This window comes from Pseudomonas mucoides (genome assembly GCF_015461845.1).
Lineage (GTDB): Bacteria > Pseudomonadota > Gammaproteobacteria > Pseudomonadales > Pseudomonadaceae > Aquipseudomonas > Aquipseudomonas mucoides.
Genome location: NZ_JACOPW010000003.1, coordinates 456,522 through 482,347, shown reverse-complemented (window position 1 = coordinate 482,347; position 25,826 = coordinate 456,522). Strand labels below are relative to the sequence as shown.

General features: G+C 61.1%; 20 protein-coding genes and 1 pseudogene. 10 read left to right on the top strand and 11 right to left on the bottom strand.

The window, feature by feature from the left end:
* The first annotated feature begins 87 nt into the window (after positions 1-87).
* The 7 genes and pseudogenes from dadA (at position 88) to H8F22_RS17050 (ending at position 6,927) form a co-directional block, all read left to right on the top strand.
* Entirely contained in the window at positions 88-1,392 is a 1,305-nt protein-coding gene (dadA, locus tag H8F22_RS17080) for a D-amino acid dehydrogenase (protein ID WP_027926365.1), read from the top strand.
* Positions 1,364-1,717, top strand: a complete 354-nt coding sequence (locus tag H8F22_RS17075) for a RidA family protein (protein WP_027926366.1) — start codon at positions 1,364-1,366, stop codon at positions 1,715-1,717. The genes dadA and H8F22_RS17075 overlap by 29 nt, the downstream gene beginning before the upstream one ends.
* Positions 1,718-1,813: 96 nt before the next feature.
* Complete coding sequence (gene alr / locus H8F22_RS17070; protein WP_027926367.1) at positions 1,814-2,887, top strand: alanine racemase; 1,074 nt, start codon at positions 1,814-1,816, stop codon at positions 2,885-2,887.
* A gap of 128 nt (positions 2,888-3,015) precedes the next feature.
* Positions 3,016-3,564 (top strand): cupin domain-containing protein, encoded by a 549-nt coding sequence (locus tag H8F22_RS17065; protein WP_007947433.1) that lies wholly within the window; start codon positions 3,016-3,018, stop codon positions 3,562-3,564.
* A 183-nt stretch (positions 3,565-3,747) separates the two neighbouring features.
* Positions 3,748-4,164 (top strand): c-type cytochrome, encoded by a 417-nt coding sequence (locus H8F22_RS17060; RefSeq protein ID WP_027926368.1) that lies wholly within the window; start codon positions 3,748-3,750, stop codon positions 4,162-4,164.
* Positions 4,165-4,412: 248 nt separating this feature from the next.
* A pseudogene (locus H8F22_RS33070) lies at positions 4,413-4,610 on the top strand (transposase); the annotation flags it as partial.
* Between the two features lie 394 nt (positions 4,611-5,004).
* Entirely contained in the window at positions 5,005-6,927 is a 1,923-nt protein-coding gene (locus tag H8F22_RS17050) for an acetyl-CoA hydrolase/transferase family protein (protein ID WP_194940477.1), read from the top strand.
* Between the two features lie 129 nt (positions 6,928-7,056).
* Here the strand turns inward: H8F22_RS17050 and H8F22_RS17045 are convergent, their stop codons facing one another.
* Together H8F22_RS17045 and rep are read right to left on the bottom strand one after the other, a co-directional pair.
* Complete coding sequence (locus H8F22_RS17045) at positions 7,057-7,629, bottom strand: xanthine phosphoribosyltransferase (protein WP_027926370.1); 573 nt, start codon at positions 7,627-7,629, stop codon at positions 7,057-7,059.
* A gap of 84 nt (positions 7,630-7,713) precedes the next feature.
* Entirely contained in the window at positions 7,714-9,723 is a 2,010-nt protein-coding gene (gene rep / locus H8F22_RS17040; protein WP_027926371.1) for a DNA helicase Rep, read from the bottom strand.
* A 263-nt stretch (positions 9,724-9,986) separates the two neighbouring features.
* Here rep and H8F22_RS17035 point away from each other — a divergent pair, with 263 nt between their 5' ends.
* A complete protein-coding gene (locus H8F22_RS17035) occupies positions 9,987-11,660 on the top strand; it encodes a putative bifunctional diguanylate cyclase/phosphodiesterase (RefSeq protein WP_027926372.1) in 1,674 nt (557 codons plus the stop codon).
* Between the two features lie 109 nt (positions 11,661-11,769).
* Here H8F22_RS17035 and H8F22_RS17030 read toward each other — a convergent pair whose 3' ends face one another.
* Positions 11,770-13,164 carry a NorM family multidrug efflux MATE transporter gene (locus H8F22_RS17030; RefSeq protein ID WP_027926373.1) on the bottom strand — a complete coding sequence of 465 codons (1,395 nt, stop codon included), beginning with the start codon at positions 13,162-13,164 and terminating at the stop codon, positions 11,770-11,772.
* A 158-nt stretch (positions 13,165-13,322) separates the two neighbouring features.
* Between H8F22_RS17030 and H8F22_RS17025 the strand changes: the two genes are divergently transcribed.
* Together H8F22_RS17025 and H8F22_RS17020 are read left to right on the top strand one after the other, a co-directional pair.
* Positions 13,323-14,243: a LysR substrate-binding domain-containing protein gene (locus tag H8F22_RS17025; RefSeq protein WP_059181959.1), complete on the top strand. Its 921-nt coding sequence runs from the start codon at positions 13,323-13,325 to the stop codon at positions 14,241-14,243.
* A 189-nt stretch (positions 14,244-14,432) separates the two neighbouring features.
* A complete protein-coding gene (locus H8F22_RS17020; protein ID WP_059181960.1) occupies positions 14,433-16,409 on the top strand; it encodes a methyl-accepting chemotaxis protein in 1,977 nt (658 codons plus the stop codon).
* Positions 16,410-16,548: 139 nt separating this feature from the next.
* On the opposite strand, the gene H8F22_RS17015 is transcribed toward H8F22_RS17020, so the two are convergent.
* Genes H8F22_RS17015 through H8F22_RS16980 form a run of 8 tightly spaced genes read right to left on the bottom strand, consistent with a single transcriptional unit; the run spans position 16,549 to position 25,825 of the window.
* Entirely contained in the window at positions 16,549-17,994 is a 1,446-nt protein-coding gene (locus H8F22_RS17015; protein WP_194940476.1) for a vWA domain-containing protein, read from the bottom strand.
* A gap of 56 nt (positions 17,995-18,050) precedes the next feature.
* Positions 18,051-18,557 (bottom strand): hypothetical protein, encoded by a 507-nt coding sequence (locus H8F22_RS17010; RefSeq protein WP_027926377.1) that lies wholly within the window; start codon positions 18,555-18,557, stop codon positions 18,051-18,053.
* A 4-nt stretch (positions 18,558-18,561) separates the two neighbouring features.
* Positions 18,562-19,296: a hypothetical protein gene (locus H8F22_RS17005; protein WP_027926378.1), complete on the bottom strand. Its 735-nt coding sequence runs from the start codon at positions 19,294-19,296 to the stop codon at positions 18,562-18,564.
* Positions 19,297-19,343: 47 nt separating this feature from the next.
* Positions 19,344-20,888 carry an SUMF1/EgtB/PvdO family nonheme iron enzyme gene (locus H8F22_RS17000; protein ID WP_027926379.1) on the bottom strand — a complete coding sequence of 515 codons (1,545 nt, stop codon included), beginning with the start codon at positions 20,886-20,888 and terminating at the stop codon, positions 19,344-19,346.
* Positions 20,878-22,101: an ABC transporter permease gene (locus H8F22_RS16995; RefSeq protein ID WP_194940475.1), complete on the bottom strand. Its 1,224-nt coding sequence runs from the start codon at positions 22,099-22,101 to the stop codon at positions 20,878-20,880. The genes H8F22_RS17000 and H8F22_RS16995 overlap by 11 nt, the downstream gene beginning before the upstream one ends.
* The gene (locus tag H8F22_RS16990; protein WP_027926381.1) at positions 22,085-22,786 is read right to left on the bottom strand and encodes an ABC transporter ATP-binding protein; all 702 of its coding nucleotides are present in this window, start codon (positions 22,784-22,786) and stop codon (positions 22,085-22,087) included. The genes H8F22_RS16995 and H8F22_RS16990 overlap by 17 nt, the downstream gene beginning before the upstream one ends.
* 10 nt (positions 22,787-22,796) lie before the next feature.
* Complete coding sequence (locus tag H8F22_RS16985) at positions 22,797-24,788, bottom strand: vWA domain-containing protein (protein WP_027926382.1); 1,992 nt, start codon at positions 24,786-24,788, stop codon at positions 22,797-22,799.
* A complete protein-coding gene (locus H8F22_RS16980; protein WP_027926383.1) occupies positions 24,788-25,825 on the bottom strand; it encodes a hypothetical protein in 1,038 nt (345 codons plus the stop codon). The genes H8F22_RS16985 and H8F22_RS16980 overlap by 1 nt, the downstream gene beginning before the upstream one ends.
* Between the last annotated feature and the right edge of the window lies 1 nt (position 25,826).

Here is a 25,826-nt window from a genome sequence, read left to right as displayed (position 1 = left end):
AAACACTGGCAAATCTTTTTTACACTGCGCACATCACTGCTTGAATACAACACACGTCAGCGGTCAGCCGCGATGAGGGATATGAAAATGCGCGTTATGGTCTTGGGTAGCGGCGTCATCGGTACCGCCAGTGCTTACTATCTGGCTCGTGCCGGGTTTGAAGTGGTGGTGGTGGACCGTCAGCCGGCCGCTGCCATGGAGACCAGTTTCGCCAACGCAGGTCAGGTCTCGCCGGGCTATGCCTCGCCGTGGGCCGCGCCGGGCGTGCCGCTCAAAGCCATCAAGTGGCTGTTGCAGCGCCACGCACCGCTGGCGATCAAGGCCACGGCCGATATCGACCAATACTTGTGGATGGCGCAGATGCTGCGCAACTGCACCGCCAGCCGTTACGCGGTGAACAAGGAGCGCATGGTCCGCCTGTCCGAGTACAGCCGTGACTGCCTCGACGAATTGCGCGCCGAAACCGGCATCGCGTACGAAGGCCGCAGCCTCGGTACGACCCAACTGTTCCGCACCCAGGCTCAACTCGACGGCGCCGCGAAAGACATCGCCGTGCTGAAAGAGTCCGGCGTTCCGTTCGAACTGCTCGACCGCGCCGGCATTGCCCGCGTCGAGCCAGCGCTGGCCAGCGTCACCAACATCCTCGCCGGTGCCCTGCGCCTGCCGAACGACCAGACGGGCGACTGCCAGATTTTCACCACCCGCCTGGCCGAAATGGCCGTGAAACTGGGGGTGGAATTCCGTTTCGGCCAGGACATTCAGAAACTCGACTACGCCGGTGATCGCATCAACGGCGTGTGGATCGACGGCAAGCTGGAAACCGCTGACCGCTACGTGCTGGCACTCGGCAGCTACTCGCCGCAATTGCTCAAGCCGCTGGGGATCAAGGCGCCGGTATACCCGCTCAAGGGTTACTCGCTGACCGTGCCGATCACCAACCCGGCAATGGCCCCGACCTCGACCATTCTCGACGAGACCTACAAGGTCGCGATCACCCGTTTCGACAACCGCATCCGCGTCGGCGGCATGGCGGAGATCGCCGGTTTTGACCTGTCGCTGAACCCGCGTCGGCGCGAAACCCTGGAGATGATCGTCAACGACCTTTATCCTCAGGGCGGCGATCTGGCCCAGGCGAGTTTCTGGACCGGTCTGCGTCCGACTACTCCGGACGGCACGCCGATCGTGGGCGCGACCCCATTCAAGAACCTGTTCCTGAACACCGGTCACGGCACACTCGGCTGGACCATGGCCTGTGGCTCCGGCCGCTTGCTGGCTGACCTGATGGCCAAGAAGACGCCGCAGATCAGCGCCGAAGGCCTCGATATTTCCCGTTATGGCAGCAAACCCCAGGAGTCCGCAAAGCATGGCAATCCAGCGCCAGCTCACCAATGAACGCATGAGTCAGATCGTCAGCCACAATGGCACCGTGTATCTGGCGGGGCAGGTCGGCGATGACTTCAACGCCGGGATTGAACAGCAGACCCGCGATGTCCTCGGCAATATCGAGCGTTTGCTGGATCTGGCCGGGACTGACAAGCAGCATCTGCTGTCGGCGACGATCTACCTGAACGACATCGAGGCGCACTTTGCCGGGATGAACTCGGTGTGGGACCAGTGGCTGCCCAAAGGCGCCGCCCCGGCCCGTGCCACCGTCGAAGCGAAGATGGCCAAGCCGAGCATCCTGGTTGAGATCTCCATCGTCGCCGCGTTGCCCTAACCGTTTCAAAAATCCCTCTGCCGGTGCTGTTGGCGGTTTACGCCGCCAGCCAGCGCCGGTTTTTTTATTCCCATGACCGCCTAGAAGTCTGCCGCCATGCGTCCAGCCCGTGCCCTGATCGACCTTCAAGCCCTGCGTCACAACTTCCGAATCGCCCGCGAAATTACCGGGGCCAAAGCCCTCGCGGTGATCAAGGCCGATGCCTATGGCCATGGCGCGGTGCGTTGTGCCCAGGCGCTGGAAGCCGAGGCTGACGGTTTTGCCGTGGCCTGCATCGAAGAAGCGTTGGAGTTGCGCGCGGCGGGTATTCGGGCGCCGGTGTTGCTGCTGGAAGGGTTCTTCGAAGCCGATGAGTTGGCGCTGATCGTCGAGCATGATTTCTGGTGCGTGGTGCATTCGTTGTGGCAACTCGAAGCCATCGAGAAAGCCACGCTGAGCAAACCGATCACTGTCTGGCTCAAGCTCGATTCGGGCATGCACCGCGTGGGTCTGCATCCAAAGGATTATCAGGCGGCCTATCAACGGCTGCTGGCCAGCGGCAAGGTCGCGAAAGTGGTGCTGATGAGCCACTTCGCCCGGGCCGATGAGCTGCACGAACAGGCCAGCGCCGAGCAGGTCGCGGTATTTGAAGCCGCGCGCAAAGGTTTGTCGGCGGAAGTCAGCTTGCGCAACTCGCCGGCCGTGTTGGGCTGGCCGCAGATCCCAAGCGATTGGGTTCGCCCCGGTATCATGATGTACGGCGCGACGCCGTTCGAAGAAGCCAACACCGTGGCGGCCCGCCTGCAACCGGTGATGACCCTCGAATCCAAAGTGATTTGCGTGCGTGAACTGCCGGCTGGCGAGCCGATCGGTTACGGCGCCAAATTCATTACACCCAAGCCGATGCGTGTAGGCGTGGTCGCCATGGGCTATGCCGACGGTTACCCGCGTCATGCACCGACCGGCACGCCGGTCATGGTGGCCGGGCAACGCAGCCAGTTGATCGGCCGGGTGTCGATGGACATGCTCTGCATCGACCTGACCGATGTGCCGCAAGCCGGCCTCGGTTCGACCGTCGAGTTGTGGGGCAAAAACATCCTCGCCAGCGATGTGGCAGCGGCGGCGGACACGATTCCTTATCAGATCTTCTGCAACCTGCGTCGGGTGCCACTGCTCTATTCCGAGGGCTGACACCTCGCGGGCCGCACCGAAAATCGCCTCGCCCCACAGGATTCAGGTCCAAGTGTTGTAAATACTGAACGCTGTCGCCATGATAACGCTCAATATTCCAACAACCTGAATCCCTGGAGGCGCAAGCATTGGACGTCGGTGAACGACTGCAATCCATCCGTAAGCTCAAAGGCCTTTCGCAGCGTGAGCTCGCCAAGCGCGCGGGTGTCACCAACAGCACGATTTCGATGATCGAGAAGAACAGCGTCAGTCCCTCGATCAGTTCGCTGCGCAAAGTACTGGGCGGGATTCCCATGTCCATGGTCGAGTTCTTTTCTGAAGAAATCCTGCAGGAAAAACCGACGCAGATCGTCTACAAAGCCAACGAGCTGATCGATATTTCCGATGGCGCCGTGACCATGAAACTGGTCGGTCGGGCACACCCGAGCCGGGCTATCGCGTTTCTCAATGAAATCTACCCGCCAGGCGCCGACACCGGTGACGAGATGCTCACCCATGAGGGCGAGGAAACCGGCATTTTGGTGGAGGGTCGACTGGAACTGGTGGTCGGGCTGGAAACTTTTGTGCTCGAGGCCGGCGATAGCTACTACTTTGAAAGTACCAAGCCGCACCGTTTCCGAAATCCGTTCGATGCGCCGGCGCGACTAATCAGCGCAGCGACACCGGCGAATTTCTGAGTAAAGAAGGCGCCCTGCCAGTCAGGCCGAGGCACCCGGGCGGTTTTTCCGCTGCAGCATAAGACCCCTTCGACTTTGGGGTTGTTTCAGTGTGGCGGGCTTACCGCTATACTTGCGCCCGCCTGCGAACCGTGGCCGTAGGCGTGACTAGCCACCATTGAGGGTGAACGCGTGAACCTAATTATGAAAATGCTGGCTGCACCAGCAACCGTATTGGCCCTATGGGCTGTCAGCGCTCAAGCTGCGACGAACGACGATATTGCCAAACGCCTTGAACCGGTCGGTCAGGTCTGTGTACAGGGCAAAGAGTGCAAGGGGATGGAAGTTGCTGCCTCTGCGGGCGGTGGCGGCGGTGCCAAGACCCCGGACGAAGTGATTGCCAAACATTGCAACGCTTGCCACGGTACTGGCCTGTTGGGCGCACCGAAAATCGGTGACGCTGCTGCCTGGAAAGAACGTGCCGATCACCAGGGTGGCCTCGACGGTATCCTGGCCAAGGCCATTACCGGTATCAACTCGATGCCGCCTAAAGGCACCTGCGCCGACTGCTCGGATGCCGAGCTCAAAGGCGCGATCCAGAAGATGTCCGGCCTGAAATAAGCCCGGGTCTTCAGCGAAAAAACCGGCCTCGGCCGGTTTAATGAGATGGTCACCCCACACCCTGCGAGGGCTACGCTTTCGCAGGGTGTTTTGTTTTCGGAGGCCATCATCATGAGCGAGTCAGCGCTGATCGGTATCGATCTCGGTAAACACAGTTTCCACCTTCACGGCCAGGATAAGTCGGGTCGTGAGGTGTTTCGCAAAAAATGCTCACGACCGCAGGTGATGCATTTTTTCGGCAACCTGCCGAGCTGGGTAGTCGTTTGCTGAGCTTGCCGTGTGTCGGGCCGATCACCGCCAGCCTATTGGCTGTGGAGATGGGCGATGGTCAGCAGTACCGATGCAGTCGCGATTTTGCTGCGTCCGTTGGCTTGGTGTCCAGGCAGTACAGCACGGGTGGCAAGGCCAACCTACTGGGGATCAGCAAGCGCGGTGACAAGCACCTGCACTCAGTATGAAGCAGGGCCAGACGCGCTGAACGCCTGACCCTGCGGTTGTTGCAGTACCACGAATCACCCTTCAGGTTTTGCGATAGCTGAACAACGGATGACGTGAACGGCCTACCGGCCTGGCGAAGATCCTGACACAAAAATCGGCTCCAGAAGCCGACGGTTTTTTAAGGATCGTCAGGCGCGACTCTCATCGTGGCGCTGGGGCATGCCCCAAACAGACGCCGGATAGATTTAAGCAAGCCAACCACTTCAGCCACTAATCAGTATTGCAAAAATGGGGGTGACCATAGATTTTTGTGCCTGCGATTTGTGCGGGAGGCTATCCATTGCAGCAAAGACCCGGCAAGCTCGGTCCAACCCCGATTCACGGAATGTAAGGGAGGATCACATGGTGCAGCTGTGTTCTATCGAGCAAGCGGTCGATGACGTACTGGCGCGATTGCCGGCGCACATTCACATGGGCTTGCCCCTCGGCCTGGGCAAACCCAACCACTTCGTCAACGCGCTGTACCGGCGCATCGCGCAACTGCCGCAGCGGCAGCTGACGATCTACACCGCGCTGTGCCTGGGTCGTCCGTCACTGGGTGACGGTTTGCAGAAGCGCTTTCTCGAACCCTTTATCGAGCGCGTATTTGGCGACTATCCGGAACTGGATTTCCTCGCCGAACTGCGACGCGACAACCTGCCGCCGAACATCCATATCCAGCAGTTCTTCATGCAGCCGGGCAGCCTGCTGCATAGCGCATCGGCCCAGCAGGATTACGTCAGCAGTAACTACAGCCATGCCGCGCGGGACATCAACGCCGCCGGTTTGAACCTGATCGCGCAACTGGTGGCCAGCCATTCCGAGCACCCCGATCGCCTGAGCCTGAGTTGCAACCCGGACATTACCCTCGACCTGTTCCCGATGATCGCCAAACGGCGGGCGGCGGGGGAGACGATCCTGCTGGTGGGCCAGGTGCATAACGATTTGCCTTACATGCCTGGCGACGCGGAAATCGGCATCGACACCTTCGATCTGCTGGTCGACGAAAAGGACGACAGCACGTTGTTCTCGACGCCGAATATGCCCGTGGGTTTCCAGGATCACTTCATCGGCCTGCACGCCAGCACATTGGTACGCGACGGCGGCACGTTGCAGATCGGCATCGGTTCCATGGGTGATGCACTGACGGCGGCGTTGCTGGCACGGCAAGCCGACAATGGCGGTTACAAGGACTTGCTGGCGGACGTGAATCTGAGCCAGTGGGCGCAGTTGATCGACCGTGAAGGTGGTCTCGAACCGTTCGCCAAAGGCCTGTACGGTTGCAGCGAAATGTTCGTCAACGGCTTGCTGGTACTGGCCGATGCCGGGATCGTGCGGCGCAAGGTGTATCCCGATGTGCCGACTCAGCAACAGGCCAACGCCGGCACCCTCGATGAAGCCGCGCAAACCGACGGCATCTCGGTGCACGGCGGTTTCTTCCTCGGGCCGCGCAGTTTCTACGAGCGCCTGCGCGAGCTGCCGCAAAGCAAACGTCTTGAATTCAACATGACCCGCATCAGCTACATCAACGAACTGTACGGGCAGGAAGAGCTCAAGCGTTTGCAGCGCCTGGACGCGCGGTTCATCAACACCGTGTTCACCATGACCCTGCTGGGTGCTGGTGTGGCCGATCAGCTTGAAGACGGACGCGTGCTGAGCGGCGTGGGCGGGCAATACAACTTCGTTGCCCAAGGCCATGCGCTGGAGGGCGCGCGTTCAGTGTTGCTGCTGCGCAGCTGGCGCGAGGCGGGCGGGGACGTCAGCTCGAACATCGTCTGGCAGTACGGCCACTGCACGATCCCAAGGCACCTGCGCGACATCGTGGTCACCGAATACGGCATCGCTGACTTGCGCGGCAAGACCGATGCGGCGGTCATCGAGGCGTTGCTGAACATCAGCGATTCGCGGTTCCAGTCGGGGCTGATCCAGCAAGCCCAAAGCGTGGGCAAGCTGCCGAAAGACTTTCGCCTCGACCCACGCTTCGCCGACAACAGCCCGGAGCGTTTACAAGCGATTCAGGCACGGCATCCGAACCTGTTTCCGGAATATCCGCTGGGCTGCGATTTCACTGAGGTGGAGCGCGACGTGTTGCGGGCGCTGAACTGGCTGAAGAGCAAGTTCAAACTGACGGAGATTCTGGAACTGGGCAAAGCGGCACTGGATGCGCCAGAGGCATCGATGTTTCCCGAGCATCTGGAGCGGATGCAACTGACCAACCCTGACGGGTTGAAAGAGGACTTGTTCCAGCGCCTGCTACTCACCGGCCTGAAAGCCACCCCACAATAACAACCATCCCCAAACAACTGTGGGAGCCGGGCTCGCCCGCGATGAGGCAATAACATTCAACATCGATGTTGTCTGTTCAGCCGCCATCGCGGGCAAGCCCGGCTCCCACAGGTTCGGTGCTGTACTGGTTTATTCGATGAAGGTCACGACACCGCCGGCCAGCGATTGCACGCGAGCCAGGGATTCCACGCGATAACCCTGAGCATCCAGTTCGGCACGACCGCCCTGGAACGACTTCTCGATCACGATACCCAGGCCCGCCACGGTCGCGCCGGCCTGTTTGATGATCGAGATCAGCGCTTGCGATGCCTTACCGTTGGCCAGGAAGTCATCGATGATCAGCACGCGGTCGCTGCTGGTCAGGTGGCGCGGGGAGATCGCCACGGTGCTTTCAGTCTTCTTGGTGAACGAGTAAACGGTCGCCGACAGCAGGTTTTCAGTCAGGGTCAGGGACTGTTGCTTGCGGGCGAAGATCACCGGCACGCCGAGGTTCAGGCCGGTCATGATCGCCGGAGCGATGCCCGAGGCTTCGATGGTGACAATCTTGGTGATGCCCGAGTCCTTGAACAGTGCGGCGAATTCGTCGCCGATCAGCTTCATCAGGGCCGGGTCGATCTGGTGGTTCAAAAAGGCGTCTACCTTCAGGACCTGATCGGAAAGCACGATGCCTTGTTCGCGGATTTTCTGGTGCAGTGCTTCCATGAAGCGTTCCTCTACTGGCGCCAAATGCGCCTAGTTTGTAAAAAGTGTTCGGTTAAAAATGCTTTGATTAAAAAGTGCTCAATTCTAGCGCTTTAACATCGCGCGTATATCCGCCAATGCGGTATTTCCGCGAACGGCTTTGACTTCAACCGGCGTGTCGTCGTTGCCTTCCCACGCCAGATCGTCCGGCGGCAGCTCATCGAGGAAGCGGCTCGGCGCGCAATCGATGATCTCGCCGTACTGCTTGCGCTTGGCGGCGAAAGTGAAGGCCAGGGTCTGACGCGCGCGGGTAATCCCGACGTAGGCCAGGCGGCGTTCTTCTTCGATGGTGTCGGCTTCGATGCTGGAACGGTGCGGGAGGATTTCCTCTTCCATGCCCATGATGAACACGTACGGGAATTCCAGGCCTTTGGAGGCGTGCAGCGTCATCATCTGCACACCTTCGGCGCCGTCTTCCTCTTCCTGCTGACGCTCCAGCATGTCGCGCAGCACGAGTTTGCCGATGGCATCCTCGACGGTCATCTCGCCTTCTTCGTCCTTCTCCAGGGTGTTTTTCAACGCCTCGATCAGGAACCAGACGTTGCCCATGCGGTAATCGGCGGCCTTGTCACTGGAGCTGTTGGTGCGCAGCCAGTTCTCGTAGTCGATGTCCATGACCATGCTGCGCAGCGCCGAGATCGGGTCTTCGCCAGAGCACTGCTCGCGCACCTTGTCCATGAAGCGCTTGAAACGCGACAGGCGATCGGTGAAGCGCGTGTCCAGATGCTCGCCCAGGCCGATTTCGTCGGTGGCGGCGTACATCGAGATTTTGCGTTCGGTGGCGTAGTTGCCGAGCTTTTCCAGGGTGGTCGAACCGATCTCCCGGCGTGGGACGTTGATCACCCGCAGGAAGGCGTTGTCGTCATCCGGGTTCACGATCAGGCGGAAGTAGGCCATCAGGTCCTTCACTTCCTGACGTCCGAAAAAGCTGTTACCGCCGGACAGGCGATACGGAATCTGGTGGTGTTGCAGCTTCAGCTCGATCAGCTTGGCCTGGTAGTTGCCGCGATACAGGATCGCAAAATCGCTGTAGGGCCGGTCCGTGCGCAAGTGCAGGGTCAGCAGTTCCACGGCCACGCGCTCGGCTTCGGCGTCTTCGTTGCGGCAGCGGATCACGCGGATCTCGTCGCCGTGGCCCATCTCGCTCCACAGCTGTTTTTCGAATTCGTGCGGGTTGTTCGAGATCAGTACGTTGGCGCAACGCAGGATGCGGCTGGTGGAGCGGTAGTTCTGCTCCAGCATCACCACTTTCAAGGACGGGTAGTCATCCTTGAGCAACATCAGGTTTTCCGGACGCGCGCCGCGCCAGGCGTAGATCGACTGGTCATCGTCGCCGACTACGGTGAACTGGTTGCGCGTGCCGATCAGCAGTTTCACCAGCAAATACTGGCTGGCGTTGGTGTCCTGGTATTCGTCCACCAGCAGGTAGCGGACTTTGTTCTGCCACTTTTCGAGGATGTCGGCGTGTTCCTGGAACAGCTTCACCGGCAGCAGGATCAGGTCGTCGAAGTCCACCGCGTTAAACGCCTTGAGCGTGCGCTGGTAGTGGGTGTAGACGATGGCGGCGGTCTGTTCCTTGGGGTTGCGCGCGTTTTCCAGGGCTTCGGCAGGCAGGATCAGGTCGTTTTTCCACGAGCCGATCATGTTCTTGATCTCGTCGACGCCGTCGTCGCCCGCGTATTCCTTCTGCATGATGTCGGTCATCAAGGCTTTGACGTCAGTCTCGTCAAAGATCGAGAAGCCCGGTTTGTAGCCCAGCCGCACGTGTTCCTTGCGGATGATGTTCAGCCCCAGGTTGTGGAAGGTGCACACCGTCAGGCCACGGCCTTCGCCGCCCTTGAGCAGGGTGCCGACCCGTTCCTTCATCTCGCGCGCGGCCTTGTTGGTAAAGGTCATGGCGACGATGTACTGGGCGCGGATGCCGCAATTCTGGATCAGGTGCGCGATCTTTCGCGTGATCACACTGGTCTTGCCGGAGCCTGCGCCGGCGAGCACCAAAAGAGGGCCGCCGACGTAGCTCACGGCTTCTTGCTGCCGGGGATTGAGTCGGGACATACGGAATTCAGGGGGTCATTTATGAAATGGGCCGGCATTTTAACAGGCTCAGCGAATTCTGCTGCTCTGTCCGACTTGTGACGCAACACGCTTTCTCTAATTGCCGGTTTTGTTACTTTCAAGCAGGATGCGCGGTGAATCTGCGGCTAATGTTCGTATTCCTGACACAAAGTCACGTTTGACAACTGATGTCATTTGGTCATTGGTTAGCGGCGCGGCATAATGCCTGCCGCCTACATCTTTGCAGAGTCTAGGGAGCTAGCTTGTCTACGCCTGTCGAACCCTTGCGTTTGCTGCTACTGGCCGAAGAGCCAGCGTGGGCAGCGTTGTTGCGCGAGTGTCTGGCTCCGATGGGGAGCTCGGCCGTGCTCATCAGCGCGCCGAGCTGGGAGTCGGTCAGCAGTCTGTTCGATGACAATCGCCATGCGGTGTTGTTGACTGTTCCTGCACTTCAGCCGCTACCAGGCCGTTGCAGCTTGCCGACGGTGTTGTTGCTCGAACACGAGCCACTGATGCCGCCCGATGGTGTGAGTGACTGGCTGGTGCGCGACCTGCTCGATGCCGGGATGCTGCGTCGTTGCCTGCGGCATGTGCGCGAGCGCGGCCTGCTGGAAAACACCCTGCAACGCCTGGCTGAGCAAGATCCGCTGACCGGCATCGCCAACCGCCAGGGCTTCCAGACCCTGCTGGCCGCACGTCTGGCGGAAAACGAAGGCCGTGGCCTGGCCCTCGGTCACCTAGACCTCGACAACTTCCGTCACGCCAACGATGCCCTTGGTCACCAGGCCGGCGACCGCTTGATCCTGCAAGTGGTCGCGCGGCTGAAAAGCCAGCTTGAGGCCGGCGATCAACTCGCGCGCCTGGGCAGCGATGAGTTCGCCTTGCTGATCGACACCCGCCGCGCACCTCAACGTGCCGAATGGATGGCCGAACGCATCACCGAAGCGCTGGCCGAACCCTACTGGGTCGACGGTGAAAGCCTGTTGATCGGTTCCAGCCTGGGCATCGCCCACGCCCGGGCCCAGGCCGGCGCCGACCCGCTGATGTGGCACGCGCACATCGCCATGCAGCAGGCCAAGAGCACGCAAGGCTGCACCTTTCACATTTTCAACGAACGCATCAACCGCAACGCCCGCAGCATGGCCGACCTTGAAAGCGAGCTGCGCCGGGCCTTGCGCCGTGACGAGCTGGAACTGCATTACCAGCCGCGCCTGAACATGGCTGACGGCCAGATCGTCGGCCTCGAAGCCTTGGTGCGCTGGCGGCATGCCGAGCGCGGCTTGCTGGCGCCCAGCGAATTCGTGCCGCTGGCCGAGCAAAGCGGTTTGATCGTGCCGCTCGGTTACTGGGTGATTTCCCGGGCGCTGCGGGACATGCAGGCCTTGCGCGAACAGGGCCTGCCGGCGCTGCACATGGCGATCAACCTGTCATTCCGGCAGTTCCAGGACAGCCAATTGCTCTCCACGCTGAGCCGGCTGATTGCCGAACGCGGCGTCGAAGCACAGTGGCTGGAGTTCGAACTGACCGAAACCGCCGTGATGCGCCGCAGCGATCTGGTCAAGCAAACCATGGACGCCCTCGGACGCCTGGGCGTGCGCTTCTCCCTGGATGACTTCGGCACCGGGTTCTCCTCCTTCGTGCACCTCAACAGCCTGCCGATCGCCTTGCTCAAGGTCGACAAGAGCTTTGTCGGCGGCATGGAAGAGCGTGAAGAGAACCGCAAACTGGTCCACGCGATGATCAACCTGGCGCACAACCTCAATCTTGAGGTCGTCGCAGAAGGGGTGGAAACAGTGGAGCAGCTCGATTTGTTGCGCGGGTTTGGTTGTGATCAGGTGCAGGGTTATCTGATCAGCAAGCCGCTGCCGTTGGCGGATCTGGTTGAGTACCTGACCTTCGGCAGCGATCAGTTGCCAGTGCTGGAAGTCGTGAGCTAACTCAAATCCCTTGTAGGAGTGAGCCTGCTCGCGATAGCGGTGTATCGGTCAGCATCATTGTTCACTGACAGACCGCTATCGCGAGCAGGCTCACTCCTACAGGGGGATTTCATTCGGCCTGAGCGATCTTGAATCCTTGAGATTGAGGCTCCTGCCGAATCATCCGTTTCATCTTCCATTCAAACGCCAGCGTCAAACTCACCGCTGCGCACGCCAGCCCCAGCGCCAACCCCCACCAGACACCCGTCGGCCCCCAGTGCAAATGGAAGGCCATCCACCACGCGGCCGGTGCGCCTATCAGCCAGTAACAGCCCAACCCGACCAGGAACGTGGTCTTGGCGTCCTTGAGCCCGCGTATGCAGCCCATGGCGATGGTTTGCGTACCGTCAAACAGCTCGAACCACGCTGCCACCGCCAGCAGGCTTACAGCCAGTTCAATCACGGGGCGGAACGCCGGGTCGTTGTGGTCCAGGAACAGGCCGATCAACTGATTCGGCAGGAACCAGAAGACCATCGCAAAGCCCAGCATCGCCGCCGCGCCGAAGGCAATGCCGACCCGTCCGGCCAACCGTGCATCCAGTAACTGCCCGGCGCCATAGTGCTGACCGATGCGCATGGTGATCGCGTAGGAAAGCCCCGCCGGAATCATGAACGCCACCGAAACAATCTGCAGGGCGATCTGGTGCGCCGCCAATTGCGTGCTGCCCATGGTGCCCATGCACAGCGCGGCGAACGCAAACAGTCCGACTTCCACTGCGTACGTGCCGCCAATCGGCAGGCCGAGGCGCCACAGTTCTTTCAGGTACTGACGGTTCGGCCGTGACAGGCCCTGGCGCAACGGATAGGCGTCATATGCCGGATGCCGGCGGATGTGCAGGGCCAGTGCCACCGCCATCAGGTTAGCGACAATCGCTGTCACCAGCCCAATGCCCATCAAACCCATTTTCGGCAGGCCGAACATGCCGGTGATCAACGCATAGTTGAGCAGGAAGTTGGCCACGGTACCGCCGAGGCTGATGACCATCACCGGCGTCGCCCGGCCGATGGCGCTGGTAAAACCGCGCAACGCCATGAAACTCAGGTAACCGGGCAGGGCGAACGGCAGGATCAGCAGAAACTGCCCGGCGGCGTGGACGTTGGTTTCGGTTTGGCCGAACAGCAGCAACACCGGTTTGAGGTTCCACAGCAGCAGTCCGGCCACCAGCGCCATCAACCACGCCAGCCACAATCCGGCCTGGGTCAGTCGTGCGGCGCCAACAATGTCACCCGCGCCCTGACGAATCGCCACCAAGGTGCCGACCGCCGCAATCACGCCGATGCAGAAAATCGACACGAACGAGTAGGTCGCCGCACCCAGACCGCCGCCGGCCAACGCTTCGGGGCTCAGGCGCGCCATCATCAAGGTGTCGGTGAGGACCATCAGCATGTGCGCCAACTGCGAGGCAATCAGCGGCCCCGCCAGCCGCAGGATGGCCCAGAGTTCAATACGCGCTGGATGCTTCATGGTCATCACGCTCGATTATCAAAGAGGTCTGGAAAGCGTCGATTCTCGGCGCTTCACGGGGTTAACACAAAGGGATAAAAAGGATGGGTAGCATGAGTCAGACTCATGCAGAACAGATTCTGCTACGGTAGCCGGATTGCACTATAGGAGCTTTCCTCATGTCCCGTCGTCTTCCTCCCTTGTATGCCTTGCGCGCATTTGAAGCGGCGGCGCGGCACAGTTCATTCACCCGCGCGGCTGAAGAACTGTCGATCACCCAGAGTGCGGTGAGCCGGCATATCCGTACGCTCGAAGAGCATTTCGCCTGTCGGTTGTTTCACCGCAGTGGGCGAAATTTGCAACTGACCGAGTCGGCGCGGTTGATCCTGCCGGGCATTCGTGACGGTTTCACCGCCCTGGAGCGCGCCTGCAATACCTTGCGCGCCGAAGACGACATCCTGCGCATGAAAGCCCCCTCGACCCTGACCATGCGCTGGTTACTGGCGCGGCTCAGCCGTTTCCGGCACCTGCAACCGGGCAATGAAGTGCAACTGACCAGCGCCTGGATGGACATCGATTCGGTGGACTTCAATCAGGAGCCGTTCGATTGCGCCGTGATCCTCAGCAACGGGCATTTCCCGCCGGACTGGGAGGCCACGCTGCTGTTCCCCGAGGAGCTGATCCCCGTCGGCGCGCCGAATCTGCTGAACGACCAGCCGTGGGACGTCGCGCGTTTGGCCAGCGCTGAGCTGCTGCACCCGACACCGGATCGGCGTGACTGGCGCAGTTGGCTCGACCGCATGGGCCTGACCGATGAGGTCTCGCTCAAGGGCGGCCAGGTGTTCGACACCCTGGAGCTGGGCATGATCGCCGCCGCGCGGGGCTATGGCGTGTCCATGGGGGATTTGCTGATGGTGGCGGAGGATGTCGCACAGGGGCGCTTGAGTCTGCCGTGGCCGACGGCGGTCGCCAGCGGTGAGAATTACTACCTGGTCTGGCCGAAAACCCGCCCCGGAGGTGAACGTTTGCGCAGGCTCAGCGATTTTCTGCTGGGAGAGGTCCGGGCCATGGATTTACCGGTTGTGCAGCGGTTGAGCTGAATCGATAGAGCCCACGCAGTAGAGGCCTTGAGCCATATCCGGGCTATTTACTCAAGTATTCGGTTTTGCCGCCGAAAATCTGCAGGTGGAACCTTCGTGCTGGTTCGACGCTTTTCCCCATTATCTGGAAAATTTTGCTGAGTGCTCAGCCCGATCAAGCAGGATCAGGTCGCTCGGCCAGGAGCTGTCATGTCTCAACCCCGTGCCCGGATCGCCTCACAGCTTGGTCTTGCGCTTGCCGTGATACTGGCGATTGTCATCACTGGCAGTACCGTGTTCGCCCTGCGTTCGCTGGACACTGCCAACCTCGCCACCCGCGAAGAGCACCTGGCCAGTGAAGCCCGGTTGCTGGCCGATCAGTTGAGCACCTTTCACGGCACCTTGCGTGAAAGCACCCAGCGTCTGGCCGGTCTGTTCGAGAAGCGCTTCAGCGTCGGTCTGAGCGTGCACCCGGAGGAGCCGGTGGCGGTGGCGGGCACGCAGACTCCGGGCTTGCACCTGGGTAGCGAAGTGTTGAACAACAATTTCAAGGAAGTCGACGAGTTCAAGCAAATGACCGCGGGCGTGGCGACGTTGTTCGTGCGCAGCGGCGAAGACTTTATCCGGGTCAGCACCTCCCTGACCAAACAGGACGGCAACCGCGCCATCGGCACGCTGCTCGATCACGCTCATCCGGCGTATGCACGCTTGATGGCGGGGCAGAGCTATGTCGGTCGCGCCTTGCTGTTTGATCGCTCCTACATGACGCAATACACCCCCGTGCGCGACAGCAGCGGCAAGGTGATTGCCGTGCTCTTCGTAGGGTTCGATTACACCGACGCGCAGAACGCGCAGTTCGAGAATCTCAAGCGTTTCCGCATCGGCCAGACCGGCTCCCTGGCGTTGCTCGATGAGCAAAGCAAATGGCTGGTGCCGATTTCGGGTGTGCAGGCACTGGATCAAGCTGTCCCGGCCATCGTCGGACTGGCGAAGACACCGGGAAAAGGCCAGTTCTGGAGTGATAAATCCGAAGATTTCTACAGCGTGTCCGTGCCGTTCGATGGTGGCCCATGGTCGGTCGTGGCGAGCATGCCAAAAGCTGAAATCAGTGCGGTGACCTGGAGTGTCGGCATTCAATTGGCCATTGGCAGTCTGCTGGCGATGTTGATCGCGGTCGGTTCGGCTGTCTGGTTGCTGCGCAGCAAACTCGCGCCGCTGGGTGATCTGGTGCGTCAGGCCGAAGCCTTGGGCGCCGGTGATTTGAGCGTGCGCCTGAACGTGGCGAGCAACGACGAGATCGGTCAACTGGCCCGCGCGTTCAACCAGATGAGTCAGGCCTTGTCGACCATGGTCGAGCACATTCGCAAGGCCTCGGCCGAGGTCAACAGCCGTGCGCAGGCATTGTCCGGTCTGTCCGGTGGCGCCTACGAAGGGATGGAGCAGCAGTCCGGCGAGATCACCAGCATGGCCGGCGCCGTGGAGGAATTCAGCGCCACGTCCCTGAACATTGCCGACAACATGGGCAACACTCAGCGGCTCGCCCAGGAAAACGCCCAGCAAACCCAGATCGGTCGTACCTCGATGGACGAAGCCTCAGCATCGCTGGAACAAATTGCCGGTGCGTTGAACAGCACCGCGACGGTGATCAACACTCTGGGCCAGCGTTCCCAGGAAATCGGCGGTATCGTCGGTGTGATTACTGCGATTGCCGAACAGACCAACCTGCTGGCGCTGAACGCCGCCATCGAAGCGGCTCGCGCCGGTGAGCAGGGCCGTGGCTTTGCGGTGGTGGCCGATGAGGTGCGTAACCTGGCATCGCGCACTCGTCAGGCCACTGACGAAATATCCGGGATGATCAACAGCATCCAGCAAGAAACCGGCAACGCCATCAGCACCATGGAACAGGGCAATGTGTTGATGCAGGAAGGTCTGTCGCGGAACGCCAATGTGGCTTCAGCCCTGGCGCGGATCGATGAGCAGAGCCGTTCGGCCGGTCAGCAGTTTGCGGCGATTACCACCGCGACTCAGGAGCAAAGCAGCACGGCGACGTTGCTGAGCAGCAACCTGCAGAGTATTGCGTTGGCGAACAGTGAACAGCGGGAAGTGGTGTCGAACCTGGCGGTGACGGCCAAGGAGCTGGAAAGCCTGGCGGCGGACTTGCGCCAAGAGGTTGACCGGTTTCGTTGAGGCGCCTTTGAAATCGCTTTCGCGAGCAGGCTCCGCTCCCACAGGGTTATAGGTTGTTCCGCTCTCTTGTGAGCGACACAAATCCTGTGGGAGCGTGGCTTGCCCGCGATGGGCCCACCTTAGTATTCAAGCCAAGTGACTAGTCGCACTTGGCATTGCTCGACACTTCCTTGGTCGCCTGTTTCAGCTGACTACCCAGCTCAGCCGCATTGGTGCTGCTGTAAACCCGGCCACCGGTGTTTTCAGCGATGCAGCGTGACGGGCCACCGGCGCCGATTTTCACCACGTTGACCCGCAAGCGCGGTTGTTCCCTGGCGATTCGGCGGGACACCGCGCAAGCGTCTTTCTGGCAACCGTCCTCACCGTCGACAAACATCACGATCACCGCATCGTTATTGCGCCCGTCGACCGTGCTCGCTGCGTAGGCCAGGCTGTCGGCCAGCGGCGTACCGTCGTTGGGCACCAGTCCGCGGATCCCGTTGATCAACCGCTGACGGTCGCCGAACCGGAACACGCCCTGGTCCGGTGTTCTTTCGCAACCGGCGAAGGTGATCAGGCGTGTGTCGATCTTTGGATCGAGCCCGTTGATCATGCCGGCCAGCGAGTCCTTGGCGACGTCCATGCGGCTGGGCTTGGCGAAAATTTGCCGGGTGCGGTTCACGTCCAGGTACTTGTTCATCTCATTGCCGAAGAACCAGTCCTCATCGGATTTCACCGACTTGATGTTCAAGTCCATCGAGCCCGAGGTGTCGAGTACCACCACAAATTGCGGAGGCACGGCATCCGGCGCTTTTTTACGGCACGCGTAGTTATCCAGCGTCGGGGCTGGAGGTGGCGGCGGTGGTGGCGGTGGCGGTGGCGGCGCGGCCGGTTTTGGTGGTGGGACCGGCTTGGGTGGCGGCACTGGTTTTGGTTCGGGCACCGGTTCTGGTTCCGGAACAGGTTCCGGTTCCACGACAGGCTCGGGAACTGGCTCTGGAACAGGCTCAACCGGTTTCTCGACGGGCGTCACCACGGGCGCGACCGGCGCAACCGGTGGCACCACGACAACGGGTTCACGGTGCAGGAACCACCAGAGCCACAGCGCCAGCAGCAGCAACAGCAATGCGAGCAAGGCCGCCGCGATCCACCAGCCACGACGCGACGGCGGTACGACTGGCACCACCGGGACCACCGGCGGCACGATGGGCTTGGGCGGACGCTGGTGCCAGCGCACCACCAACGGCTCACCGTTGAGGCTGTAGAGTTTGTCCAGCTCTGGCGTACCGAGCAGGCTGCGCAGGTCTTCCGCTTCCTTCGGTTGACCGCGTCGTTGCAGTTCGTCCGCCAGCTGTCCGAGGGACGTCTGACGCACTTCATAGGTTTGCAGCAAACGTCGTTGCGCGTCCTCGTTGAGGTCGGCGTAGGGCGTGGGTTGGCCACCCAGTTCGGTCCACCATTCCAGCACGTCGCCGCTGCCCATCCGCGGGATAGCAAACAGGCTGGCGACGGTCGGCGGAAAGTGTTTCTGGATGAGGGCGACTTTGGCTTGCAGCGCACTCATCCCCTCCGGTGTGGCTTGCGCATCCCTGATGACCCGCTGCATGACGACGATTCCTGAAAAAGTGCGGGCCTCCGTCGGGAGGCCTGCGGGGTGAAAAGTTACTCTTCGTAGCCGAGGCTGAATTGCAGTTGATTGACCTTCTTCTGCAACGCCTTCAGCTCTTCCTGCTTGGCCGCCAGGGTTGCGGGCGTTGATTTGGTCACGGGCGCCGCTTGCGAAGCCTTGAGCTGCTGCTCGAGGCCGGCAATCTGCTTCTGCACCGAGCTTTCATTGGCATGCCGGGCCTTGAGCGAGCTCAGCAGTTGCCCCAGCGACTGATTCAGCGTTGCCTGGGCTTTCTGCTGGCTGGCCAGGTCGGTCTTGGTGCTGAGCTGCTGGGCCTGGATGTTCTCGTACACCTGACGGAACATCGCGTTTTGTTGACGGGACTCGCTCAGGGCCAGTTCCTTCTGCTTGACCTGATCGCTGTAACCACCGGAGTAGTCGCAGTTCATCTTGGTCAGCATGCTGCTGTCGCGATTGGTCGCATCGCATTCGCCCGGCTTGGTCGCGCAACCGCTCAAGGCCAGGACGGCGGTGAGGACCGCCAGTTGTCGTAACGTCATGTGCTTAGCCCAGGGTGATCGCGGAGCGTTGGCTGTACAGACCGTCGACTTCCTTCTGCAGGGCGGCGACTTTCTGGTTCAGTTTCATGATGTTCATGTCCACCTGCTTGATCTCCGCACCGGTGGCGCCTTGTGCACGCTCGGCGTCTGCCACTTTGGTGTACTCGGTGACTTTGGTGCGCATGTTGCCGAGGTCTTTGCGCAGGCGCGCGATGTTCGAATCAATCTCGGCGATTTGCACCTGGGCCTTGGCCTTGTCGACTTTCTTGTTGGCGATGTCCTTTTTGATCTGGGCGATCTGCGCCTGATCGTCATTGATCACTTGCTGAGCGGTCGCGGTACGGGCGATCACGTTCTGCGTGTCTTGTTCGACGTCGCTGTTCATTTTAGCCAGGCGGGTGGTGGTGTCGGCGTATTCGCTGCGACGCTGATCCAGATAGTAGTTCGCGCCCATGGCCACACCACACGCGGTAATACCGGCGGCGACGGCACACACCGCTTTGTTGTTGCTGTTGGACAGTGCGCACGCGAGGATGCCGACACCGGCGCCCATGGCACAGGCCTGGTAGCCGGACTTGCTGAAGAACTCTGCGTCCTGGCCCTGGGTCAGGCGCGGGTCGGCCCCGCCGCTTTCGCCGAGCATGGAGCTACCGGTGTTGGCGCAACCGGTCAGCAGCAGGCTGCCGGCAACAACGAAAGCGATCTGTAGCTTGAAGCGAGTCCAAAGGCTGCGCGACATGGTGAAACTCCTAGGTGACGGTGTTGACGCGTTTTTATTGAGGTGAGTTATTGAGTGACGGCTTTGCAGCTGCTCAGCCAGGCTTCAGTGTCGATCTTCTGTTTTTGGAGGAACGCTTTCTGATTGGCCCAGTGGGTGCGCAAGTAAGGTTTCAGGTCTTGCAGCTGTTTGTTGCGGGTGATGATTTCTTCCATCACCGGCACCTGAGTTTCAAGCAGTGGCTGGCCGTACAAGGTCGCCGATTCCACCAGGCTGCTGGCGTAGTAACGGCTGAGTTTGTGCAGGCGATCCTTTTGCTCGTCGAGCTTGGTTTTACGCATGTCGCAGCTCGCGTCCTTGTCCGCGCTTTCGCAGTTGAGCTTGTAGTTCTTTTGCAGGAAGTCCACGTACTGGCCGTCGTCGAGCATCTTGGTGCACAAGAATGCGCCCAGATTGAGGCTGGCGCGAATCGCCTGGTCGCGGGTTTCTTCCTGCTGCTGGTTGCTGGCGCGCAACTGGTTCTCCAGGGCCTGGAGTTTTTCCTTGAGCGCTTTGTCTTCGACGCCCGAAGCGAGGCTGTTCAGGGATTGCACCGTGCCTTTGTCGGCGGATTCGGTTTCCTTGCTGCCGGTGCCGAGTTTCTTCCAGCTGGATTCGATGCTGGCGACCCGTTCGCGAGAGGTCAGGGTCGGTGAGACCATGACCAGGCGCAGGCCCGTGGTTTTGTTCTTCACCTGGCCGTCGGCGTTGTAATACGGCGCTTCCTTGCGCAATGCCGTGCGCAGGTCGGCCTGAGCGGTCAGGTAGTTGCCGCCGCGCACCACATAGCCGCCGGCCTGACCGTGCTGGCGGTCGAGCTTGTTCAGGCGAAACGGCTCGAACATCATTTCGTCGACGTTGCCGAGCATGTCATGCAGGCCCAGCGGATTGGGCTTTTGCAGACCGGACAACTGCACTTTGCCGTTGGAGGATTGCGCCCCGGCGAACCACTCGTAGGCATTGATGCCGTCCGGCATCGGGTAATGCGTATCGCGGAATTCAGCGGCGCTGACTTCCAGCCCTCCGCGTGCGGCGAACTCCCACTCGACTTCAGTCGGCAAGCGCAGGAAGCCCTGCGCGCCGTCTTCCTTGGGCAACTTGTCGGCCGCGTTTTTGCGCAGCCACAGGTTGTACTTGTCGGCGGCTTCGATGGCTTGCACCCAGCTCACGGCCGTTTGCGGCACGCGCAGTTTGGTGGCAGCGGTGGGGCAGGTGGCTTCGGTCAGCGCGGCGTATTGCAGCTGACTCATCTCGTACTTGGCCATCAGGTAATAGCGGGATTTGTCGTTCTTGCCGCCCGTGAAGCTACCGGCGATGAACGTCGGCCGGGTCTGCTCGACGTAGCCGTATTCCGCGCCGTCCTGACCGATGTTGATCGGATAGTCGTCGAGCGGCCCGGCCACCGGGATGAACACCTTGCGAAACACCATCGAGCCTTCGCAGGGCATCGGCAGCACCACGTCTGCGGCGTCCGGCATCGGGTTGTAATACTTCTCTTCCCAGCCCGCCGCCGAGGCGTCGAGCAAATAGCCGAGGCTCAGGGGCAACAGCAAGCCAAAACGTTTATAGCTCACGCAGACTCTCCGCAGGTTGGATGTTGATGGCTCGCAGGGCGCCGACCACGGCCACCAATGCAGCGACCAGAAAGGTCAGGAGCAGGGCGGCAACGCCATGCCAGACGGTGATGTGGCAAACGAAGGTGCCGGTGGCCTGGCTGCTGCCCAGCAAGTAGTCGAACAAATGGCTGCCGACAGCATAAAACCCCAGCCCGCCGATGTAACCGGCCAGGCTCAGTATCAGCGCTTGCAAGACCACAAAACCACCGACGGCCCGACGCTTGAATCCCAGCAGGCGCAGGACCGCCAGGCTTTTACGCTTGCGATCGATGTTGGCCAGGAACGCGCCGACCATCGACGCCACGCAACCGATCAGCGCCGCCACGGCAATCACGCCGAAGATCAGTCCCAGCACATGGTTGATGGCTTTGACGTTGTCGATGTCGGCCAGCCGGCTCGACGTTTCGATGTGTTGTTCGTTGAGCCAGTGCTCCAGCGGTGCGACCTGATCGATGTTGCGTGCATACACGCGGGCGCGGGCGTACAGCGGTTGCAGATTGCCCAGCGGCTTGCCGGTGGCGACGCCGAACGCACTGACCTGATAACCGTCGCGAAAGTGCTCCAGGTCCAGCAGCAGCGGCGGGGCGACAAACCCGGCCGCACGCCCGAACCGGGCGCCGTCGAGCACCGCCAGCACGGTCAGCGTCATCTCGCCGCGTTCATTGACCCCTTCCAGGCGCCGCAACGTCCGCAGTTGCACGCTGTCGCCAACCTTGGCCTGCAAACGTTGCGCGGCGCTGGCGCTGAGGATCACTTGATTGCCGACGGGGGTAAGCGACGGCAGGTTCAGCTGTGGATCGCCAGGTTCCGTGGCGATGATTTCCGCACCTTCGACAAACCGTTGCATGCCGATCAGCAGGTCTGCCTGGGTATTGAGCGAGCGGGTCTGGCCGAGGGCAAAACCGGTTTCGGGGCGCAGGCGCAAACGCTCGATCCAGGCCGTGTCGTAGTTGCCGTTGCTGAGCATCTTCACTTCAAGGTTGCGCGGGTCACGCAGCAGTTCGTCCTGCAACTGGCTGACCACCCCGTGCTTGAGCCCGAACAGCAGCAACAGCGGCGCTATCACCGCCACCAGGGACGCGGCGATGCACAGCGAGACCTTGCGGTCGTGCCAGAGGTCTTGCAGCGCCAGTGAGCCCAGCAGGCGCAAGCGATCAATCCATCGGTTCAAACAGTGTTTCTCCCTGATGGCTGATAGCGCCGAGTCGCGGCAAGCCGAAATCCTTCAGCAAGGCCCAGTCATGGGACACCACGAGCGCACTTAACCCCATGCTCGACACCAGGCTCAGCAGCAACTCGAACAAACGCCGGGCGCTGTGCGGATCGAGCGCGGCGGTCGGTTCGTCGGCCAACAGCAGCAGCGGTTCATGGGCAATCGCCCGAACGCAGGCCACGCGCTGGCGCTCGCCGATCGACAAGGCCTGCGGTTGTTTATCCAGCAACCCTTGCAGGCGCAACACGTCGACGGCGTGGTCGATGTGTTCGCTGTTCGCCGACATCCCGAGCAAACGGCGCGGCAGGCTGATGTTGTCGCGCACGCTCAGGAACGGCAGCAAGCCGCCGCTCTGCAAAATGAAGCCCAAGTGCCGTGAACGCACCGCTGCGAGCGCCGGCTGGTCGTCGGTCGCCAGCAGGTGGGCGATATCCTGAGCGTGCGTCGGGCCCAACCGAAAGCGCTCGAGCTCCACCGGCGCGAGCAACAGGCCGATGGCTTCGAGCAAGGTGCTTTTGCCGCTACCGCTCTCGCCGGTGATGGCGAGGATTTCCCCGGCACCGATCTGCAAATGCGGCAGGCGTACATGATGAGCCAGCGCGCCCTCACCACGGCGCACCAGCAGGTTCTTGATATCGAGCATCAGCGTCTCGTTAAGGCATCATTTCCAGTGGCACGGGGTACACGTTGTCCCGCGCATCGCTGTCTTTGGCTAAAGCAACCCAGCGGTCGACGTCAGCGTTGTAACGCTGGTAATGCCGCAGTTTGGTGTTCAGCGTGCGGATGAATTTCTCTTGCGCCAGACCGTCCCAGCTCTTCCAGGTCTCTTCATCCAGGTTCAGCACTTCGCTCTGGTAGGGCAGGTCTTCGAGGTACTCGCCGAGCACGCCCATGTCCGCCAGTTTGGCGTTGCTGTTCTGCTTGAGCTGATTGGGATCGGCGCCCATGGTCGCCGCCACGGAACGCAGGCGATCGAACATTTCCGTTGGCGAAATCAAACCTTCGTTGGCGGCATCGAGGATCTGCTTCATCACGTCGCTCAAGTCGCTGAGCTGCGACTTCGTCAGCAGTACCCGCACATCGGTCGTCGGGATGTTCTGCTTGATCAGGTCGCGGTCGGTGATCCACGCCTTGAACACCGGCGGGGCCTTGCTGTTGGTCTTCTCGCCGAGATAGGCCAGTTGCATGGCGTGGCCGATCAGCGCCGCGTCCTCGAGCATTTTCTTCTCGGCCGGGTCCTGCTTGGCGTTCGCCGCACTGCCGATGGCGTCTTCACCCATGTAGGCGGCTTTCACCTGGGTGGTGATCGCGGCGGCCAGTGCGTCGACCTTGCGCCCGAACTCATGCACATCGCCCGCGTCCACCGGGTAGTACAGCGAGGTGTTGGTGCCCGGGTAAGTCGACAGGTTCTTGTATTGCGCCTCAGCCTTGGCGTGGTCCTTGGCCCCGGCCGGGGTTTTCAAGTGCAGGGTGTAAATCGCCACGCCGGGGTTGGCGGCCTCGATACGCACCTGCGCAGCGCTCAACCCGGTCTTCGACAGCTTGTCGTCGCCTTCGATGGCGCCGGCATCGGTGATCAGCACCACATAGCGCGCGCCGAACTGGCTCCAGTCGACCTTGTCGATACTCTCCATGACACCGGCAAACGAGTCTTCGTCGAAGCTACTGCTCGACACGGTGGCCTGTTTGAGGTCGGCGATCTTGGCAAAAAAGTCGGCGCTGTCTTTCACCTTGGTCGGGTCGGCGTACATCTTGGTGGTGTATTCCAGCCCCGGTACCGCCTGGGTGTTGGAGCGGAAAGCGACCATGCCGAACTTGACCTGCTTGCCGAGGTTCTGCGCTTCGATCTGCTGATAAACCTTGCGGATCGCCTCGCGGGTGCGGTCGATGTACGGGTCCATCGAAATCGTCGAGTCGATGACAAACACCACGGCCGCACTGAACTCCTTCAGTTGGTTGGTGTTTTTGTCCTCGGCTTCCTTGCCGCCGGCAGCGCTGTTGGCAGCACCGGGCTTGGCGTTCTTGTCATCCGGTTTGCTGACCGACGCGACGTTCAGCAGGCGCGTGCGGAAACCGCTTTCGGTCATCACTTCTTCGCCGCTGAGCACCGGCAGCAGGTAGAACTGCTTTTGCAGGTCGACGAAGAATTCAGGCTCTTCCGCCAGCACGCCTGGCGCCTGCTGACCCTTTTTCAGCTTGGCCCGCAGCGGTGCAACTTTGCTTACCGGGTCCGGCGCATCGAGGATGGCTTCGACGGTGGCGCGGTCCTTGAAAAACAGCAGCCGGTCGCGATTGGCCGGGTTGGTGAAGGCCAGTGTCAGCTGCATCTTCCAGTCTGTGGTGCAGCCGGCCGGCAACCAGCCAATGGTTTTGCCATAACTGTCGGGGCCGACTTTCAGCCACTCGGCGTTGTTCGCTTGGGCGCGCTCGTACACGTAAAAGCGGCTGAACACCGGCTGTTCGTCACCGGCGGCACCGCCTGCCGTCGGGCTGATCTTGCAGCCGGGTGTGGTCAGCACGCGCTGGAACAGGGTCTTTTTACCGGCCTGGATCAGCGGTTTGTCATCGGCCTGGGACAACGGGCTGATGCACAGTGCCAACAGGGCGGCGCCGCTCAGCAGGAAACGACTCAGGGGAGAGCGCATCACTTCTGCAACTCCTCGAAACGCTGCTTGGCTTCGGCGTTGTTCGGGTCCTGGGTCAGGATCGTTTCATACCAGTAGGCGGCGGTGGCGTTGTCCGCGGTCGGGAAACACTCGCTGGCCTTCAGGTATTTAGGGTCGTATTCACGGGCATAAGCGTTGGCGATCAGCGCGTCACCGGCCTGGGCACGGTTGGCGTACAGCCGTTGGGCGACACCGCAGTGTTTGCCGGCCTTGGCCTGGTTGATGATCTCCAGCAACTTGGCACTGTCGGGCGCCGCCTTGATGCAGGTCTGGACGAAGGTCAATTCAGGCAGGCTGTTCATGCTCTCCACGGTACAGGCTTGAGCATCAGCGCCGGCCGGTGCGGCGGCAGGGTTGGCGGCCACCGGGGCAGGCGCCGGGGTGCGTTTGTAGAACCAGAATCCACCACCCGCGGCCAGCAGCAACAGCACGACAACCAACAGGCCGATCAGGCCTTTGTTGCTTTTCTTCACCGGCGGGGGAGGTGGTGCGTAGTCGGGCTCGTGGGGCACTGACTCCAGCTCCACTTCGGGCTCGGCGGTGGACAGGACCAGTTCCGGCAGCTCCGGGATTTCCAGGATTTCCGGTGCTGGTGCCGGTGCACTCGGCGCCGTCAGTTCGGCGCCGCCATACGTCGAGCGCGTCTGGCCGCCGGCCGTGGACGGCAACACGCCAACGCCTGGACGAACCACGCCTTTGTCGGTGTGGCCGTGGCTCTGCTCGCGCAGTTCGATCTGGAATTGCGAGTTGGCGCCACCTTCCAGCAGTGGGTCGACCACGTCCGGGCCGACCTGCGCTTCCAGGCCATCGCCGCTGTCCGTGACGTTGAAGCGCGAGACCTTGAACCAGAATGGATTGTTGCTCCAGGCCTTGTGGTCCTGGAGGTAAAAACCGTCCTGGTTACGCTGAATGGAAAACTCCAGCTGTTCCTCGCCACCCTGCCATTTCTTCACAGTCAGGCGGGCCTTGCCAGGCACATTGGGCTCTAACGCGAGCAGGTCGACACGAATTGGCATT